Origin of the sequence: Flammeovirga kamogawensis (assembly GCF_018736065.1) — a bacterium.
In the GTDB taxonomy this organism is placed as follows: Bacteria; Bacteroidota; Bacteroidia; order Cytophagales; family Flammeovirgaceae; genus Flammeovirga; species Flammeovirga kamogawensis.
The window spans coordinates 566,857-586,518 of sequence record NZ_CP076129.1 but is presented as its reverse complement, the minus strand read 5'-3'; the positions used below and the strand labels follow the sequence as shown (position 1 = coordinate 586,518).

The window sequence follows — 19,662 nt, the reverse complement described above, 5'->3', positions numbered from 1 at the left end:
TAGAAATGAAACACTTAAATAACACATATAAAATTATACTTTTACTTCTATTGAGTATTATTTCAATAGGAGTTTCTGCTCAGGTTTCTATAGTTAATAGTTACTATACAAAAGGTGGAACAAAAGTATCGAATGCTAAGGTTACAGACCAATTAAAATTAGTTTTAGAGTTAAAAAATACTGGCGGTTCAGGTAGTGCAGTTATAATTATACCGGGGATGGTAAACGATCCTCATTCTTCTATTTTACAACCTTTATCAAATTTACCTCAAGTTGTTGGAGGAGGAAATTTGACAAATACGAATTTTAATACAGGTGAATTAAAAGTAAGTAATTTACCAATGAATTCTACTGTTAAAGTTATTATTGATTTAAAACCTCACCCAAATAGAACAAATTACGAACTCCCAATTTTTATTAATGGTAAAAAAATTCCAGCTGCTAATCAGCCTAAAATTACTGTAGAACAATTAGCTGAAGTAACCCATTTAATTACTAGAAAAAGGAGTTTTACACAAAACTTAACTGGTGAAATAGTAGAAGTAGAAGTAAAGGTTAATAATGCAGGTCCATCTGATGTAGAAGATGTGGTACAAGTGATATCAATTCCTAAAGGATTAACTTTGGTTTCTCCAACAAATGGTGTTACTACTAAGGCAGATGGAAGTAGAGAATTAGTGATTGGGCATGCAAAAATTGAAAATTCTTTAAATGGTACAATGCTTTTGCAGCTAAAATCAATGGTTCCTGGTTCTTATGAAATTGGAAGTGTTATTAGAAGTACCAAAACGAAACTAATTAATCCTAAAATTTTAAATGTAGAAAAAAAGTCTACAATTAATATATATCCAAGAGCAGATTTAGAAATTTCTCAAAGCATATCTACTTTAAATGCTAAGGTTGGAGAAATAGTGACTTACACAATTACTGCTAAAAACCTTGGTCCTGATGCTGTTCAATCTTTTAAAGTCATTGATAAATTTATTAATACATTAGAAATAGTAGGTTTAGATTTAGCAGATCCAGAAACAAATAGATTACAATCTAAAATAATGATTGGTTACCCTAACCCAAACGACTTAACGTGGAACGGGTCATTATTAAGATCAAATGAGACAAAATCGATAAAAGTTAAGGTTAAGGTAAAACCTACTTATCCTTCTGTTTGGTCGTACCAAAATACAGCAGAAATTAAAGGGAGTATTTCTACTTCTTATGATAAACCTTTCAATAACATAAGTACAGAAGATTTATATGTTACACCAACTGTGGATTTAGGTGTTGAGATACTTCCACAGGGCATTTATACCATAGGAAGTAAACATAGGTTAGATATAAATGTTATGAACTGGGGTGAAAGTGATGCAACTGATGTTAAGTTAAAGTTGCTGATGAACTCTACTGCTTATGATCTAAATTCATTAAAAATAATTTCTTCAAACCCTGCTGTAACGTTTTCGCCATCAGTAAAGGAATTTACTTTAAGCACAATAAAGCACAATTCATTAATAAAAATAACAATAGAATTTGATGTATTAAATTCTTCGACTCCTGCTGATTACGTAATTAGAGGAGAAGTAAATGAACGAATTTCTTTTCCGGGTGAGTTTGATCCAGATAGTCATATAAAAGACCCAAAGAAATATAACTATAAATTTACTAAAATTGATGACCCGAATATTGTAGAGACTGACAACATTCAAGAAATAACTCCAGTAATAAATAGAAAACCTGATGCTCAAAATGTATCAAAATGGATTTGTAATTCTGCAACGGGATACTCTTTAGACCTATCTACTTATTTTACCGATCCTGATAATTCAGGGTTAAATAGAAGTGAGGTGAAACTTTATTCTTCTATGGCAGATTTGAATGGTAAAACAACTTTATCTTTTGCTACAAAAGGTAGTGTATCTGTAAATAATGCAATTTTGAAATTTACTCAAGGAGTAGATTGGAAGGGAAAAGAAACAATGAGTTTCTATTATACTTTAGTAGATAATCATGGTGGAGAATCTCAAAAAAGAGAGATTGTTTTACATCGTAAATATGTTCAAATAAAACCTCCTTATTCATCTACTATTCCAATTTGTGAAGGGCAATCTTTTAATATTTTTGATTATTTAGACGCAGAAACCGGAGATAGATTTTCTCCTACATCTTTAAATTATACAGATGTAGTTGTGAAGGATAATTCAGGAACTGTACTAACAAATACGAGTGCTTTAAATGCAGGAACTTATACAGTTGAGGTTATAAATACACAGACCTCTTCTTCTACATGTGATGTATTAAACGTAACTTTTGTAGAGAAAGGAATAGTAAATTTATTAAAGAATACCGATGTAATTTGTAATGTTCAAAAACAATATGATTTAACATCTTTATTTACTGTAGATGGTATAAAACCTACGACACTTTCTACTTTTGATTTATATTTTCAAGTAGGTACATCATGGAATAAACTGGCTAGTTTTGCATCAATTACAAATTTTAATAAAATAACTGATGGAGTAAATAAATTTAAAGTAATAGGTAGAAACGGGTCTTGTAATTCTAGTGTAGAAAACTTTTTTACTATTGAGAAACTTGTTAACCCTACTATTTTACAAACTACTTCTTCTAATTTCTTTGATGCTTGTTCAGGAGGTACAGCAGATGTTAGTAAAAAGTTTAAAGTAGGTTTTGGAGAAGAATTAATTTTTTACTCTGATGTGTCAAATAGTCCAGGAGTAATTTTAACACAAGCAGGACTTGTTGATGGAACCGCATTAACTCCAGGTAAGTATTGGGTAGCTTCAAGGAATAAGAAGTTAAGTACTTGTGCAGTAAGTAATAAATTGCCAATTACAATTGTAAATGGAGCTACTATTGCCTTAGAGTTATATGTAAAAAAAGGGAATAACATTAGTACACCATGGGAAAAATCTTCAAGAGATTTAATTGCAGGTCAAGATATATTTCAAGTTAAAGCTGTTGTAACAAACACGTCTTCTTGTAATAATGCAACATCTAATAGCTTGGCGTTAAACTTGAATTCATCACTTTTATCAGCTGTTACAGATATTACAGTAAAAAAGAATGGTGTTAGTGCAGGAACTAGGAATATACCTAATAAAACTACTTTCTCTGGAAATTTAGTTATTACAGAACCATTAATTAGTTCTGGAGATACTTATGAGTATATAATTACTTTTAAACCTAAGGCGGAACATAAGGTAGTTTCATTGAATATTGATGCAGCAAATACTTTAGGGACTACAAAAATTACATCAATTGCCAATTATAACGTAATCCGTAAGACTGCTTTTTCAATTAAAAAAACAATTAAAAATGGTAGTATAACTCCAAATATTGGAGATGAAATTACATATCAAATTGAAGTTAAAAATATTGGTCCATCATACGCAGACAATGTTGAAATAATGGATGTAATACCTACTGGATTAAAATTTGTTTCAGCTTCAGGAGGTTCACAAAATTCAAATTATAATCAGTGGGTAGAACCTACAATGGAACCTTCTAAATCATATATTTATACGATTAAATTAAAGGTTTTACGTTATCAAAATGGTATAGAATACATAAATTGGGCTCGAGTATCAAGTTCAGTTTCTTCAGATAAATGGGATAATATTTCTATAAAACCAAATCACTGTCCTATTGCGACAACTGATAACATAAAAGGTGGGTCTGGGGTAAACACTTTCGATTTTGAACCTCTACTAAATGATTATGATTTAGAATATGATGCTAGAAATAATATAATTAAGAAATTTGGTTCTTTAGGTTTAAATATCTCAACATTTAAATTTAAAAATGGAACGAAGAAGACAGATGCTAAAAAATCTGGTGTGAAAGTAGGTGAATTTCAGATAAATAATGATAAGATCACTTTTACATCTTCTTCGGTAACACAAACGGGTACTTTTGATCCTGTTGAATATTTAATTAGTGATTTATCTGGTGTGGAAACTTGTCAGAAGGGAATAATTAATGTAGAGATTGCTAGTGGTCCTACTATTTCAATTACGAATACATCATTAGAAGTAGGTGAATGTGCATTAAATGATGTTGAGTTAAATGGTATAGCTTCTTCTACAACTGGTACTATATCTAGTATGGTATGGATGAATATGGATCTTACAGGTAATAAGGTAATTACAAGTGGTATTACAGATATTAAAGATACAAATGGTATACTTATAGGAAAAAAATTAACTGTAAACTCAAAAGGTAAATATAAGTTTGTTGCAGAAAATACATTTCCAGGAAAAACAACATCAAAAACTGAATCAAAAATTTATGAGGTAAAAGAAATTCCAAGCCCAAAAATTGTTACAAATAATGTAAAGACATCAATTACAGGAACTCCAACTCCAAAATTGGATGTGACATTACAATATTTGAAGAATGGTGCAATGGTGCCTTATGATAACTTATGGTTACCGAATGATGCTGTTAAGTGGTATGATGAAAATGGAACTAATTTTTACCATAATGGATACAGTTTTACACCAACGGGTAGTCAAATTGATTTGACAAAAGCAGTCAATAAATATACTATTAAGGTTACTAATAATTTTGGTTGTGAGGTAACGTTACCTGTTGAAGTAAATGTAGATTTGACTAAATTTAAGATAGAAACACCTAGTACAGTTCTTATAGGAAGTTGTGAATCAAAGGCATCTAATTATCATGTCAAAGCTAGTGGTAAAAAAGCAAAATTAACGATTAAAGGGATTTCAGCTGCTAGTAATTCTATTAATAAAACATGGTCTACAACAACCAATGCAATAGATGAAGCGATTGATTTACCAATTGGTATCTATCAATTAACTTTAAAAGACTACTATAATAATATTACTTATAAAACCTTTGAGGTCAAAAAAGATATTGCACCAAGTGTAGTAGTTACAAAGTTGCTACCTAATGGTTATGTAATTTTATCGGGAGGGTCTGTTACACTTCAAACAACAACTTTAGGGAAAGGGTTAACACACCAATGGAGTATAGTGTCAGGAGATAAAACAAGTCTTCCTACCATTAATAATACTAAAGATATTACTGTTACACCTTCTCAGTCAACAATTTATCAATTAGAAGTTACAGACAAATATGGGTGTACTTTTACTGAACAAATAGGTGTTTTAGTAGATGATTTTCAAACTCCTGACTTAACAATTTCAGATTGTGAAACTGATGTTGATTATTCTATTCAATCATCGTCTAGTTTTAATAATGTAACAACAAAATGGACTGGTAATAATCTAACGTCAATTGTTACAAATATAAGTACACAGGAAAGTAACGTTACTCCGGGTAGTTATGAAGTTATAATAACTGATAATTTTGGTAATAGTATAAAAAAGACTTTTAATATTAATAAAGACGCTCCTCTTTCTATTACAAAAGTAGTTGCTGCAGATCTTATAATTGATAAGTTTAATACAAATACAACAACACTAGATTTAACCCTCAGTGGAGCAGGACCTTTTGATGTAACCTGGAGTAGAAAGGATGGTAGAAGTTTTGAAGGCTCTTTAAACCAAAAGCAAAAGGTGTACACTAAAGTTCCAGCAGGTAGGTACAACGGTATACTTCCTCAACCTTCTTCTGATTGTGTTTATGAAGTAGAAGTAAAAGATAGGTATGGGAAATGTGTTGCGAATACTACATTTAATGTTTTTGTAAAAGAGGTAGACTTAATAGTAAAGAAGAGTTTAACGGGTGCAGCAGGTAAAAAATATCAAGTAGGAGACATAGTTGAATTTAAACTAGAGGTTACCAATAAATCAACTAAATATGATGCAACTAAAGTAAAAGTGGAGGAGTATTTTCCAAGTGGTTTAAAGTATATGTCTGTTAAGAATGTTACAAATGGAACTTTTAAGAATACAAATAATACTTGGGAAATACCTGTCGTCTCAAAGAACAGTTCTGAGTCGTTATTGATAGAAATGAAAGTACTAGATGATATCAATTATATTAATAAAGTTAAAGTATCTTCTTATGAAAAAGAGATTGATATTTCTGATAATTCTGATGATGAAACCGTTCCAGTAGAAAATATTGTTGATCTTCAAGTGGAAGTAGATTTTTCTTTAGATAAAGGAAAGACATGGGTAAAGAATATTGATGTAAATTATAATGATCAGTTTTATTATAGGTTCCGAGTTAGTAATAACGGTAAATCATATGCTAGAGGTGTTAAGTTATTAAGTAATGCACCTCAGGGGTATAGTATAAGTAATAATCCACTTTTAGGCTCTGTTCAAAATATACATGATATACCTTCGAAACAGGCTTATACAGTTACAGAAAAAGTAATTGTAAATAATGCCGCTTTAACGTGGTCTAATGCTGTGAGCATAAATTATAAAGATGGAAAAGGTGTAGACCAAAATAAAAAAGATAATGGTACTGTAAAGGTTAATACGCCTCCAGTAGCTATTAAGAAAAATTTAAAAGTAACAGTAAATCAGATATTAGCTAGTGAAAATGTAGTTACAGCAGATTATTATACAACCTTTGGTAAGCAAGATCAAACCTATGATATTGATAGTAGAATAGATTTAAATCAATTTTATTTTGAAGGTAATACTACACCAGGCGGAATCAAAGTTGTTCATAACGGTACCTTTGAGTATTTAGGAAATGGAAACATTAAATTTACACCAGCAACAGATTTTATTGGTGATGTTGAAGTGGGATTTAAAGTGAAAGATGTAAAAGGAGCATTTTCAAAAGAAGCTAAAATATTAGTTGTAGTAGTACCAATTGTTGTGAAAAATAAATCATTAATTAAAGATACTGATTTACAAATTACACAATCAGTAAGTAATTTAAATCCCAATATTGATGATGTTATAGATATCACATTATTAGTTGAAAATATGGGTCCTACTGATGCAACGTTAGTTAAGGTAAATGATATTGTTCCTTCAGGTTATCAGTTTATAAGTGCATCCTTACCAAATTTTGATTTTGCAAACAGTAAATGGACAATTGGATCGCTTAAAGATGGTGATAAAAAGGCATTAACTGTTAAAGTTAAAGTTCTAGATAAAGGGGTGTATTTAAATGAAGCTAATGTGAGTGGATTTGAAGCTGACCTTAATCTTCCGAATAACTTTTCAAGAGCATTAGTAGTTCCAAATAAGTCTCCAGTAGCTATTTTAGATTATGCAGAAACCGGTAAGAATGTACCAATTGTGGTAGATATACTTTCGAATGATTTTGATTTAGATGGTACTATTGATACGAAAACAATTGATTTAGATCCTTCTAAAAAAGGTATACAAAGGTCTGTTACAATACCAAATAAAGGTACATTTACTGTCATTTCTCAAAAAGAAATCAAGTTTTTCCCAGTAAAGGATTATGAAGGTGATGTTGAAGTTAAATATGTAATTACAGATAATGATTCAGCGGTATCAGAAGAGGGTGCAGTTTTAATTAAAATTGTTCCAGGACTAGTGGCAGCAATTGACGTAACAAATATTGATATGGGTAATTGTGCTTCTGAAATTAAAATTCTAGGTTTACAACCTTCTAATTCTACTCAAAAAGTGCTTTGGATAGTTGACAAGAGTTCGCCTATTCAAGGTAAAATTCTATCTCCAGTAGTAAACCAAAGAGAAATTACAGTAACAGAAGGAGATTATTTATATGAAATTACTGATAGATTAAATAACATAACAAGGTATAAATACCATGTTGTAAAGAAGGATGCTCCAATTATTAAAAAGTTACCTCAAACAATAACAATGAAAAGAGGAGAAACGTATGAATTAGACCCTGAAATTATTGGCGAAAATCTAAAGTTTACTTGGAGTGATGCAACATATTTATCAGATGAATCTATTTTAGAGACAGATTATACTCCAACTAAAGAAGGAAAGTATTCTTTAGTATTAGAGGTAAAAGATAAGTTTGGGTGTATTACAAGCCAAGAAATTAAAATTGAGGTAAAATTAGATTTCTTTATTCCTGAAGGTTTCTCACCTAATAATGATAACATTCATGATAAATATGTAATTGAGGGCTTATCGCCTAATGCAGAAGTTAAGATGGAAGTCTATAATAGATGGGAACAAAAAGTATATACATCGAGTGATTATAAGAACGATTGGGATGGTAAATCTAACATTCAGAACAAGGGTGAATATTTAGCTGATGGTACTTATTTTGCTGTCATTTCCATCGATAATAAAGTGTATAAAAAATATATTACAATAAAAAAGTAAAATAATTAGAGAGTGTTTTTATTGGAAATAAACTAGATTTTGAGAAAATCTATTTTCATAAAAACACTCTCTTTATAAACGATAGGAATTTGATTAAAGGATAAAAGCAACTTAATAGAAACTAGTTTTTTATTGAGTTGCTTTTGTATTTAAAAACTACGTTAAACCGGTTGCGTTAACATAATATAGAATTATTTGCAGCTTTTTTCTTAAAAATGAAGGGTGGAAAAAATATGATTGAATCATAAGTACAAAAAATACCCTTACGATATATAGACAATTAAGTTACTTAATGTGTCAAAATATTTTCAAATTAAATTGAATTATTTTTATATTTAATTGTTTTGCAGTGACTTGCTGTCATAAAAAAAGTGTAAAAAATACTTGTTTAGTACAATAAAAATACGAAAATTGATGTTATTAAATTGTGTACGAAAGCATAACTATCAACTACTTACATTTTTTATGAGGCAAATTATTTACTTCTTTACAATTCTACTGGCTATAAATTGTTCTTCGGTAACAGCACAGGATATACAAGGAAAAGAATATGCAAAATATGCATCTAGTAAAATCACAAGTTCGTTTGAAAAGTTGAGTAAATACTTAACTGAGAATGAGAACTCAGATTATTCTAAAGCATTAAATATATATACTTGGGTTGTTCATAATATATCAGTAGATACTAAGGCTTACAATCTCACTAAGCCAAAATATTATTCTGTAAATCAGATTTTAAAAAGAAAGAAAGGCACAAGTGAAGATTTTGCAATGGTGTTTGACTCTCTTTGTAATGCGGCTAATATTAGAAGTAAAACAGTTGAAGGGTATGTTTTTAGTGATAACAGTGCTATTAATACTGTAATTTTTAAACCGAATCATGCTTGGAATGCAATTAAATTAGACGAAAGATGGTTTTTAGTTGATACACAATGGGGAGCAGGACGAATTACAGCTGATAAAGATAAATCTGCAAAGAATGATATCAATGAAAAAGTTTTTCAAAGCAAAGTGACTTACAATTACTTTTGTATATCTCCTGATAATTTTATTAAAACTCATCTGCCTGCAAACCCAACTTGGCAATTATTAGACAATACAATTACTCTCAAAGAGTTTATGCAAGGTATTGTTCCCGTAGAAAATAGTGTTGTTTATTCATCAGATAATTTAGATAACTTCGATAGTCTTGCAGCAGCAGATTTTATTTATGCAGATGCTAAAATGGCTCTAGAGTTTAATCAAAAAAACCATAAACAACTTTCTAAAGCTAGTTTATTAAAAGGGGGAACTTTAATTGTTCCTCAAGATAAAAGTAAAAAAGCTGTTTCTGATTATTTTAAAAAGAAGCAAATTTATTATCATGAGGCAGCTTCTTCAGCGGCTTCTTACAATAGTGATATTTCATTTTATTCTAGAATAGAGAAAGATGCCCTAGTATTGTGGGAGCGTCATAACTTTAGTGTGCCTTTATCTAAAAGAGAAAAGTATATTTCTAGAAATCTAATGACCAAAGAAGTGATTTCTGAACGTAAAACTTCTATAAAAAATGAGCAATCTAACTACAAGAAGTTTAGTGAAAAGATAAAAGAACGTTATTATCCAAGTTTATCAAAGCCTAGAAGGAAATCTGAATATGACAGGTTATATTTTAAAATAACACATCAGCAAATTCATGAAATTGATTCAGTTGTAGAGTATTACAATACTCAATTATCTATGCTGAAAAAGGATAGGAATGAATATTATCTAAAATTAATTGATCAGAATAATTACATTAACCAACTTAACAAATCGCAGACAGAATATTTAGAGCAACTCTATACATTGGTTCAATCTAATGTTAGTTTGAAAGTTTTAGAACACCAATCTGAGCAAATTTCTAATGTTGAAAAAAGTATCGTTTTACTTAAAAAGAAAAATAGAGTATTAGAAATGAGTGTTGAAGATAATGAAACAAAAATTTCTAGTTATATCTCTTTACTGAAAAGGAAATATGTAGAAAAACAAGGTTTACTTAGAGGTTTATACATTAAATCTAACGGAGAAACGAAATATAAGATGGAATTTGATTTAGTAAATGCTTCCTTAAAGGCTTTATTCTTTTCTCAATCATTAGATAAAAAGTACTTTTGTGATGTTAAACAAGAATTTTTTAAATATTCTGAAGAACAAAACAAAGAGTTACTTACCCAAACAGCTATGATTAAAGATCTTTCAAAAATCATTGTTGTTTTTCATTCCATAAAATCTAAAGAAATAGATAGATTGGCAGACAGGGAGAAGATGTACTGTGAATCTATTATTAAAGAAACATACGAACAGTTATCAAAATTAAAAGACGAAAAGAAAAATTTCTCTTTGATGTAGACTGTAAATAGGGAAGTAGCAAAGCAATTTTCCTATTCTTTTTATGGAGTAGTTCGTAGTTTATTTTACCTTTTTATTACAATAACTATTTTCAAAAACACATTTAACTTTTTAAAACAACTAGAATGTAACTCTACTTTTTAATTATCGTTACTATTCATTCGATTGAATAATAGATTATCAATATAATTACTATGAGTAGAATATGTACAGATTATAGATTAAAAGTATTAGGAATTCTTTTAATATCATTATGGGGTTTGACTAATGAATCGCATGCACAAACAACAGTTTTCCAATTAGCAGGATGGGATAATTCCGCGGAATTTTCTGCTTGGCAGCAATTGAGAAAAAACGATAGTAGGCATTGGTTAAATGTAAGAATGGGAGTAAATGATTGGATGTCTCCAGCTAATCCATCAGATGTAAACAATAAAAAAATGAATGGTAATTATTCTTTTTCGTTAGGGTATGGGTATATGTTAACAGATAAATTGATGCCTTATTTAACAGTGAGGAAAGATTTGAATAGAGCTGATAATATAGGCTTTGTAACAGGAGTTGATATTTCTACTAAAACAAGATTGTGTTATACAGTTGGGTTTACATCTACATATGATGTAACACAAGATTGGAATAGAAGTAATGCATGGGTAGATGTCTATTATAAAATTGGAAATAATGGTTGGAAAATTGGAGTAGAAACCGCCGTAACTGTAACTGGAGAAGTAGGATTTTTATGGATGATAAATAAATCAATTAATTGGTCTAGAAAATAGTTTAATATAAAAATAAGCATGCCTAAATGGTTTTTTCTGAATCGACTATTTGAATTATAGGTTGTATATCTAGAGTTAAAATTTATTGATATTTTCTTAATTCTATCATTGTGAAATTTACTATGTGTTTTTCTAGATTCATTGCCATATTAAGTTTAGTTATTTGATAAATATACCTTGGGTGAAAAAGGTTATTTGTAATCTTTTTTACGCTTATTGAACTTTGGGAAAAGCTATCTAGATATTTAGGTGGCTTTTTTGTTTATTTTACAAGTAGACTGATTTTATTGTTTAAGTAGCTGTTAATCAGATTTTAAAAAACAGTTGTAGACTTGATGTATACTCCATTATTTTAATGTGTAGACTGTATTTGATAGTAGAAAATGAAGAAATCAAAAAATGTCTATTGTACATTTGAAATATGAAATGAACGACTTTAGTAGAGTCAACTAAATTATATAATCATTAATTATGAAAATGAAATTCAATAAACTTATCGGTGGTTTACTTACTGTTTTAGCAGTAAGTTCATGTGCACAAAAACAGGCATCAGTAGAAACTGTGGATACTAAAGTTGAAACTAAAATGCCTGCTTTAGAATTATCAAAAGTAGATGTAGTTACAACTGCTGATAACTCACAATTGAGATTAGCTAAAACTGGTGAATTTAAGTTTGGTCAAGCTACTCAGCCAAGAGAAGATCAAGTATCTGTTTTTGTTAATCCTAATAAATCTTTCCAGACATTTTTAGGAATTGGTGGAGCAATCACTGACGCATCTGCGGAAGTTTGGGCAAAATTACCAAAAGATAAACAAGACGAATTAATTAGTGCATATTACACAAACGATGGTATTGGTTATTCTTTATTAAGAACAACAATTCATAGTTGTGATTTTTCTTCTTATTCTTATACTTATGTAGAAGAAGGTGATAAAGAATTGAAATCATTTTCAATAAAACATGATTTGGAATTTCGTATTCCAATGATGAAAAGAGCAATTGCTTCTAGTGGTGGACAGTTAACAACTTATGCATCTCCATGGTCTCCTCCTGCATTTATGAAAGGAAAAAAGGACATGCTAAAAGGAGGTTCTTTACTTCCTGAATTTTATCAATCATGGGCTAATTATTATGTGAAGTTTATCGAAGAATATGAAAAACAAGGTATTCCAATGTGGGGTGTAACAATCCAAAATGAGCCAATGGCGACTCAAACATGGGAATCTTGTATTTATTCTGCTGAGCAAGAGCGTGATTTCTTAAAGAATTACTTAGGACCAACATTTGAAAAGAATGGAATGGCTGATAAAAATATTGTAGTTTGGGATCATAACCGTGATCTTATTTCTCATAGAGCGAATGTAATTTTTGAAGATCCTGAAGCTGCAAAATATGCTTGGGGCATTGGTATGCACTGGTACGAAACATGGACTGGTGGTAAAGAAATGCAACTTAATTTAGATAATATCCAAGAATCTTTCCCAGACAAGAATATATTATTTACAGAAGGATGTCAAGAAGGCTTTGATGCAAAACATTATCAGAGATGGTCTAATGGTGAACGTTATGGTAGAAATATGATTAATGACTTCAATCAAGGAACTGTAGGTTGGACAGATTGGAATATATTATTAGATCAAACAGGTGGTCCAAACCACGTTAATAATTTATGTTTCTCTCCAATTCATGCAGATGTTAATAAAGGAGAGTTAATTTATACTCCTTCATATTATTATATTGGTCATTTCTCTAAATATATTAAGCCTGGTGCTAAGAGAATTTCTACAACAACTAGTCGTAGTACTTTAATAAGCACTTCGTTTAGAAATACAGATGGAAGTATTGCTACAGTAGTGATGAATCAAACAAATGAAGCGATTAGTTATAACTTTATTGTAGGAGACAAAGAAGTTAATGCTGAAATTCCTGCTCATGCAATTCAGACATTATTATACAAATAGATAATAATTAGAGCTGAATTATAAATTGATTCGGCTCTAATTCTAACTAACAAACAAAAGAAAAGGTTAGCGTTGAAAACGCATTTCAACACTAACTTTTTTTATGGATAATTTTATTAACTCACAGAACCTTATCTAAATAAAAAAATGAACTTATTAAAAAAATCATTTGCATTGTTTGTGATGCTTATGTTTCATAATGCACTATTTGCTCAAAATTCTGTTGATCAAAGAGTTGAAGAGATAATGTCTAAAATGACATTAGACCAAAAGATTGGTCAAATGATTCAAATAACATCAACTTCTGGTGACGAAGTACCGGATTGGGTACGAGATGCAATAAAGGAAGGAAGAGTAGGCTCTATTTTAAATGCAGGTACTCCAACAGCTATAGAGCAACTTCAGCATTTAGCAATCAAAGAAGGGCCAAATAAAATTCCTTTAATTATTGGTCGTGATGTTATTCATGGTTATAAAACAATATTTCCTATTCCACTTGGTCAAGCAGCTTCTTGGAATAAAGAACTAGTTGAAAAAGGTGCTAATATTGCAGGAATAGAAGCTTACGAAGAAGGAATTAATTGGACTTTTGCTCCAATGATAGATGTGAGTAGAGATCCTAGGTGGGGTAGAATAGCAGAATCTTTAGGTGAAGATCCTTATTTGACTTCTGTTTTAGGAGCTGCAATGGTAAAAGGGTTTCAAGGAGATCAATTAAGTGATGAAGAAGGTAGAATTGCAGCCTGTGCAAAACATTTTGTAGGTTATGGCGCAACTGAAAATGGAAAAGATTATAATGCTGTTTCTATTCCAGATTATCATTTATGGAATGTTTATTTACCTCCTTTTAAAGCTGCTGTAGATGCAGGTGTAGGTACTTTTATGACAGCATTTAATGATATTAATGGTGTTCCAGCATCAGCAAATACCTTTTTATTAAAAGATGTACTGAGAGACGATTGGGGTTTTGAAGGTTTTGTAGTAAGTGATTGGGAATCAATGTCTCAAATGATGAATCAAGGCTATAGTGAAGATTTAAAAGATGTTGCACGTCAAAGTGCAAATGCTCGTCTTGACATGGAAATGGTAAGTGCTTCATATCAAAAGCATTTAAAAGAATTAATTGAAGAAGGTGAAGTTGATGTTGAAATTGTAAACACTGCTGTACGAAACATTTTACGTTCAAAAGTACAATTAGGTCTCTTTGATAAAAAATATAAAGGGGTTCCAAAAAAGTCAACAATATTAAGCGATACACATAAAGCAGATGCAAAAGCTATGGCAATAGAATCTGTGGTGATGCTAAAGAACAATGAGTTACTTCCATTAAAAGAGGCTCAGAAAATTGCAGTGATTGGACCACTTGCAAATGCACCGGCAGAACAAATTGGTACGTGGTCATTAGATGCTGTTATAGAAGATGTTATTACTCCTCTTACTTCTTTAAAAGAAATGTATGGAGATAAAATTCTTTATGCAGAAGGTTTAAAGAATTCACGTGATATGGATACTTCTTCTATTAAAGAAGCTGTAGATGTTGCAAAACAATCAGATGTAGTTTTAATGTTTGTAGGTGAAGATGCCATTTTATCAGGAGAAGGACACAGTAGAGCATTTATAACTTTACCTGGAGCTCAAGAAACTTTAATTGAAGAGGTTGCAGCTACAGGTAAAAAAGTAGTAATGGTAGTTATGGCAGGAAGACCACTTACTTTTGATCATATCGAAAATAAAGTAGATGCAATTCTTTATGCATGGCACCCAGGTACAATGGGAGGACCTGCTTTAGCAGATTTAATTTCTGGTAAAGTATCTCCAACTGGAAAATTACCAGTTACGTTCCCAAGAACAGTGGGACAAGTTCCTTTATATTATGCTTATTTAGAATCAGGAAGACCAGCAAATCCAGATATGTTGGGAATACCAACTGGTACACCATTAGACCCTGTAGGTCTATCAAATAATTACTTGGATGTATCTATTACTCCTGCATATGCATTTGGATTTGGTTTAACATACTCAGATTTCATTATTTCAAAACCAAAGTTATCTTCAGCGGAAATTACTGCTACAGAAACAATTACATTAGAGGTGTCAGTTAAGAATTCAGGTTCTGTTGATGCTGCAGAAGTTGTGCAATTATATATTAAAGACCATGTTGCTTCTACAATGCGCCCAAAGAAAGAATTAAAAGGGTTTGAAAAAGTTACTTTAAATGCCGGAGAAGAAAAGGTAGTTACTTTTACAATAGGAGCTGATCAATTATCTTTTTTAGATAGAAATGGTAAAACTTTATTAGAGTCAGGAAAGTTTACAGCATATGTAGGTAATTCATCTGATAATCTTCACGAAGTATCATTTACATTAAAAAACTTGAAATAGTGATTAATACTATTTTTGAGTTTTAATTATTTATTCAATAATAATAAATAATACGAAGTCACATCTAAGTTATTAGGTGTGACTTTTTTTGTGGATAATTTATATCCTAATACAGCTGTGAAAACTTTTTTTTAAATAGAAGAATTTTTCTTTAAGCGTATTGAATACTCTTTTTACATACTAGATTATTAAAGTTCACCAGTACTTTTTCTGTTAAATATATACTGTGTTATTTATTATTGAAAAATAATATTAGAAAACGTAATCGAATATTAACCTTTAAATAAAAGTAAATCAGCAACTTAAGTATCTTTGTACGTAAAGATGTAGTATTAATATAGTAAAATTGAAAGCTATAAAACTTGATCACGTAATCATTAAATCACTAACATTGCTTAACGGAATTAACAATTGTTACAGTAAAATTGCTCACTATTTAAATCTATAAGAATAATGAAATAACTCTTTCTCATTTTAATATTAAGCTACTATTTATAGGCTAACTTGTCCTATTCTTTGTAATAAACTAACTCTACTTTTGAAGATTTCTTAAAACTAAGCAAACAGTAAAAAAAGTATAGTATAGTTAGTCTATATAAATAGTTGATATGTACGATAAATCCCATTAATAAAATTAATTATTGGGTAGCAAGATAACATTTAAAAGAGTATACCTTATCGCTGGAACACTCCTAAAATATTTTGCTCATTTATGAAATGGACAACTATTATTTATTTAAAGAAAACAAACATGAAGTATTTTCAATTAAAAGGAAATATTAAATTATTAATGTTTCTTTTGTCCCTGGTGTGCTCATTACCAATGTATGCACAAAGTAGGGTCATTACAGGACGAGTTCTTGATGGAGCAGATCAGTCTCCAATACCAGGTGTAAACGTATTGGTTAAAGGAACAACAATTGGTACAGTCACTGATTTTGATGGTAATTACAAACTATCAACAGATGAAACTGTAACGGAATTGGTCTTTACATATGTAGGGTATAAAGATTTAGTTCAGTCAGTAGGCTTGTCAGATGTTGTTGATATCTCTCTAGAACCAGATTTAGAGCAACTAGAAGAAGTTGTTGTTGTTGGTTATGGTGTTGAAAAGAAGAAGTTAAACACAGGTGCCACTTTAAATGTTAAAGGGGAAGATCTACAGAAACTAAATACAGCAACTGCAATGGATGGTCTCCAAGGTATTACACCTGGAGTTAATATTACAAAAAGTAATGGCTCACCTGGAGCGGGTACTAAGGTCGTTATTAGAGGTACAGGTACTATTGGTAATTCTAATCCTCTTTATATTGTAGATGGTACTGCAGTAGGAGATATAGATTATTTATCTCCAGCAGATATTGAAACAATTGATGTTTTAAAAGATGCTGCATCTTCTGCTATTTATGGTTCTCGTGCTGCTAACGGTGTAATTTTAGTAACAACAAAAAAAGGGACAAAAGGGCCTAAACCAACAATATCTTATGATATGTATTATGGTGTACAGCAAGTTGCAAAAGCACCAGATCTTTTGAATGCTCAAGAGTATATCATGATAATGAATGAGAAAAATGCAAACGGAGGAAATGCACCAATTGATTGGTCGAAACAAGTTACAAACTTTAATGACTATGCATTAGGTATAAATAAAGGAACTAACTGGTTTGAAGAAACTTATAATAAAAATGCACCCGTTCAAAACCATTCTATTAATATGACAGGTGGTAGTGCAGAATCAACATATTCAATTGGTTTTAACTACTTTGATCAGGAAGGGATTATTGGTAAACAAATTAATTCATCTTTCACTAGAGTAAATGTTAGAATGAATACTGATCATGTACTAATTAAAAATAATGTTGACAGAAATATTTTAAAATTTGGTCAAACGTTGAATTATACAAATTCATCTAAGCCAAATATTGCATCTGGAAACCGTTATTATAATGATTTACATAATATGTTAGTAGCAAGTCCATTGTTACCAATGTATGCTCCAGATAGAACGCATAAAGCATATCCTTATCATGACCCTCAGATATTTGATCAAGGGGCAAATCCAATTGCTATAATGGAAGCTGAGCGTAAAGATATTGAGAATAAAAATCACCAGGTTGTAGGTAGTGCTTATTTTGAAGTAGAACCAATCGAAAACTTGAAAATTAAATCTCAATTTGGAATAAATGCATCTTATGGTTCATCTCGTACTTATGTACCTTCATATAATTATGGAATACATAATCAAAGAGCTTTAGATGGAGTTAAGCAAACAATGTATTCTAATAGCCAATGGACATGGACGAATACTGCTACTTATTCTAAAAAATTAGGTAAACACAATTTGACTGGTTTATTAGGTCAGGAAATGATCAAGCAAACTGAGGAACTTAAGTTAGAAGGAGAGAACTATAATACAATCTTTCAAGATCCTAAATTTGGTTATTTATCAAATGCTGTAAATACAAAGGGTTCTGCTGATGGAATCATCAAAGGTGGAGATTCATATGGATGGGGATTAATGTCTTACTTTGGTAGAGTATCATATAATTACAATGAAACATTCATGTTAACCGCTGTATTAAGAGCAGATGGATCATCAAATTTCTTAGCAGATAATCGTTGGGGTTACTTCCCTTCATTTTCAGCTGGTTATATCTTAACTTCACATGACTTTATGGAGTCTGTACCTCAAGTAAGTTATTTTAAAATTAGAGGGGGATGGGGACAAAATGGTAACCAAGATATAAGAAGATATCAATACGCAGCTACAATTGGTTTTGAAAATAATGGATACCCTTTCAATGATCCTACGCAAAATCAACCTGGTGGAGTTCCAGTAAGAATTCCTAACCCTAATGTAACATGGGAGACTTCTGAACAAGCAAATATTGGTTTTGATGCTAATTTATTTGATGACAAACTTCAAATTACTGCAGATATTTACCAAAAAAACACGAAAGATTGGTTAGTGATTCCTCCAGCACCAGCATATTATGGTACTACAAACTCATTCCAAAATGGTGGTGAGATTGTAAATAAGGGATATGAAATCTCTATTAGCTGGAATGAAAGAAAAGAGAACTTCTCTTATGGAGCTACTTTCTCTTTTGCTCATAATACTAATGAAGTTATTGATATCAGAAATGAAGAAAAACTTTTAAGTGGTCCTGCAAATGTTTTATCAAATGGTACAGAACCAATGTTTAGAGCAGAAGTTGGATATCCACTAGGTTATTTCTATGGCTTTGAAACAGCAGGTGTTTTACAAAATGCTGAGGAAGCTGCTGCTTATGTTGGTCCAAATGGAGATCCATACTTTAACAACCAACAAGCAGGAGATGTTCGTTTCGTAGACCAAAATAATGATGGTAAAATTGACGCTGATGATAGAACAATGATCGGTAACCCGATCCCTTCTTATACATTAGGTTTACAATTAAATGCCGAATACAAAGGAATATATACAAGTATTGTATTTACATCTCAATTAGGTCATCAAGTAATTCGTTCATGGAGATCTTTCTCGGATCAACCAAAACAAAACTACACAACTGATGTCTTCGAAAGATGGCAAGGTGAAGGTACTTCAACTACTAAACCAAGATTAGCTGAAGCGGGCCACCAAAATGAATGGGTATCTGATTTATATGTTGAAGATGCAGACTTCTTAAGAGTAAGTAATATAACTCTAGGGTATAACTTTAGTCGTTTAGCTAAATCACCAAATTCCCCATTAAAGAATTTAAGAGTGTATTACACAGGCTTAAACCTCTTTACATTCACTCAATACTCAGGAATGGATCCAGAGATTGGATACTCTCCTGAAGATCAGAATGGAGATACTTTCTCATCAGGTATTGATGTAGGTTTATACCCAGCTTCGAAAACACATATGTTAGGGTTAAGTTTTAAATTCTAAA

6 protein-coding genes are annotated in these 19,662 nt (G+C 30.8%); all 6 read left to right on the top strand.

The genetic code is table 11. The features are described 5' to 3' along the window. Positions 1 to 5: 5 nt before the first annotated feature. The 6 genes from KM029_RS21170 to KM029_RS21145 all read left to right on the top strand — a co-directional run bounded on the left by KM029_RS21170 (position 6) and on the right by KM029_RS21145 (position 19,661). A complete protein-coding gene (locus KM029_RS21170; protein WP_144075807.1) occupies positions 6 to 8,249 on the top strand; it encodes a T9SS type B sorting domain-containing protein in 8,244 nt (2,747 codons plus the stop codon). A gap of 465 nt (positions 8,250 to 8,714) precedes the next feature. Further along, entirely contained in the window at positions 8,715 to 10,619 is a 1,905-nt protein-coding gene (locus KM029_RS21165) for a transglutaminase domain-containing protein (protein WP_158631165.1), read from the top strand. A gap of 194 nt (positions 10,620 to 10,813) precedes the next feature. Then, entirely contained in the window at positions 10,814 to 11,398 is a 585-nt protein-coding gene (locus KM029_RS21160) for a hypothetical protein (RefSeq protein WP_144075805.1), read from the top strand. 471 nt (positions 11,399 to 11,869) lie between these two features. Continuing rightward, positions 11,870 to 13,360: a glycoside hydrolase family 30 protein gene (locus KM029_RS21155; RefSeq protein ID WP_144075804.1), complete on the top strand. Its 1,491-nt coding sequence runs from the start codon at positions 11,870 to 11,872 to the stop codon at positions 13,358 to 13,360. 147 nt (positions 13,361 to 13,507) lie between these two features. Beyond that, the gene (bglX, locus tag KM029_RS21150) at positions 13,508 to 15,742 is read left to right on the top strand and encodes a beta-glucosidase BglX (protein WP_144075803.1); all 2,235 of its coding nucleotides are present in this window, start codon (positions 13,508 to 13,510) and stop codon (positions 15,740 to 15,742) included. Positions 15,743 to 16,493: 751 nt separating this feature from the next. Then, positions 16,494 to 19,661: a SusC/RagA family TonB-linked outer membrane protein gene (locus tag KM029_RS21145; protein WP_205125502.1), complete on the top strand. Its 3,168-nt coding sequence runs from the start codon at positions 16,494 to 16,496 to the stop codon at positions 19,659 to 19,661. Position 19,662 lies beyond the last annotated feature (1 nt).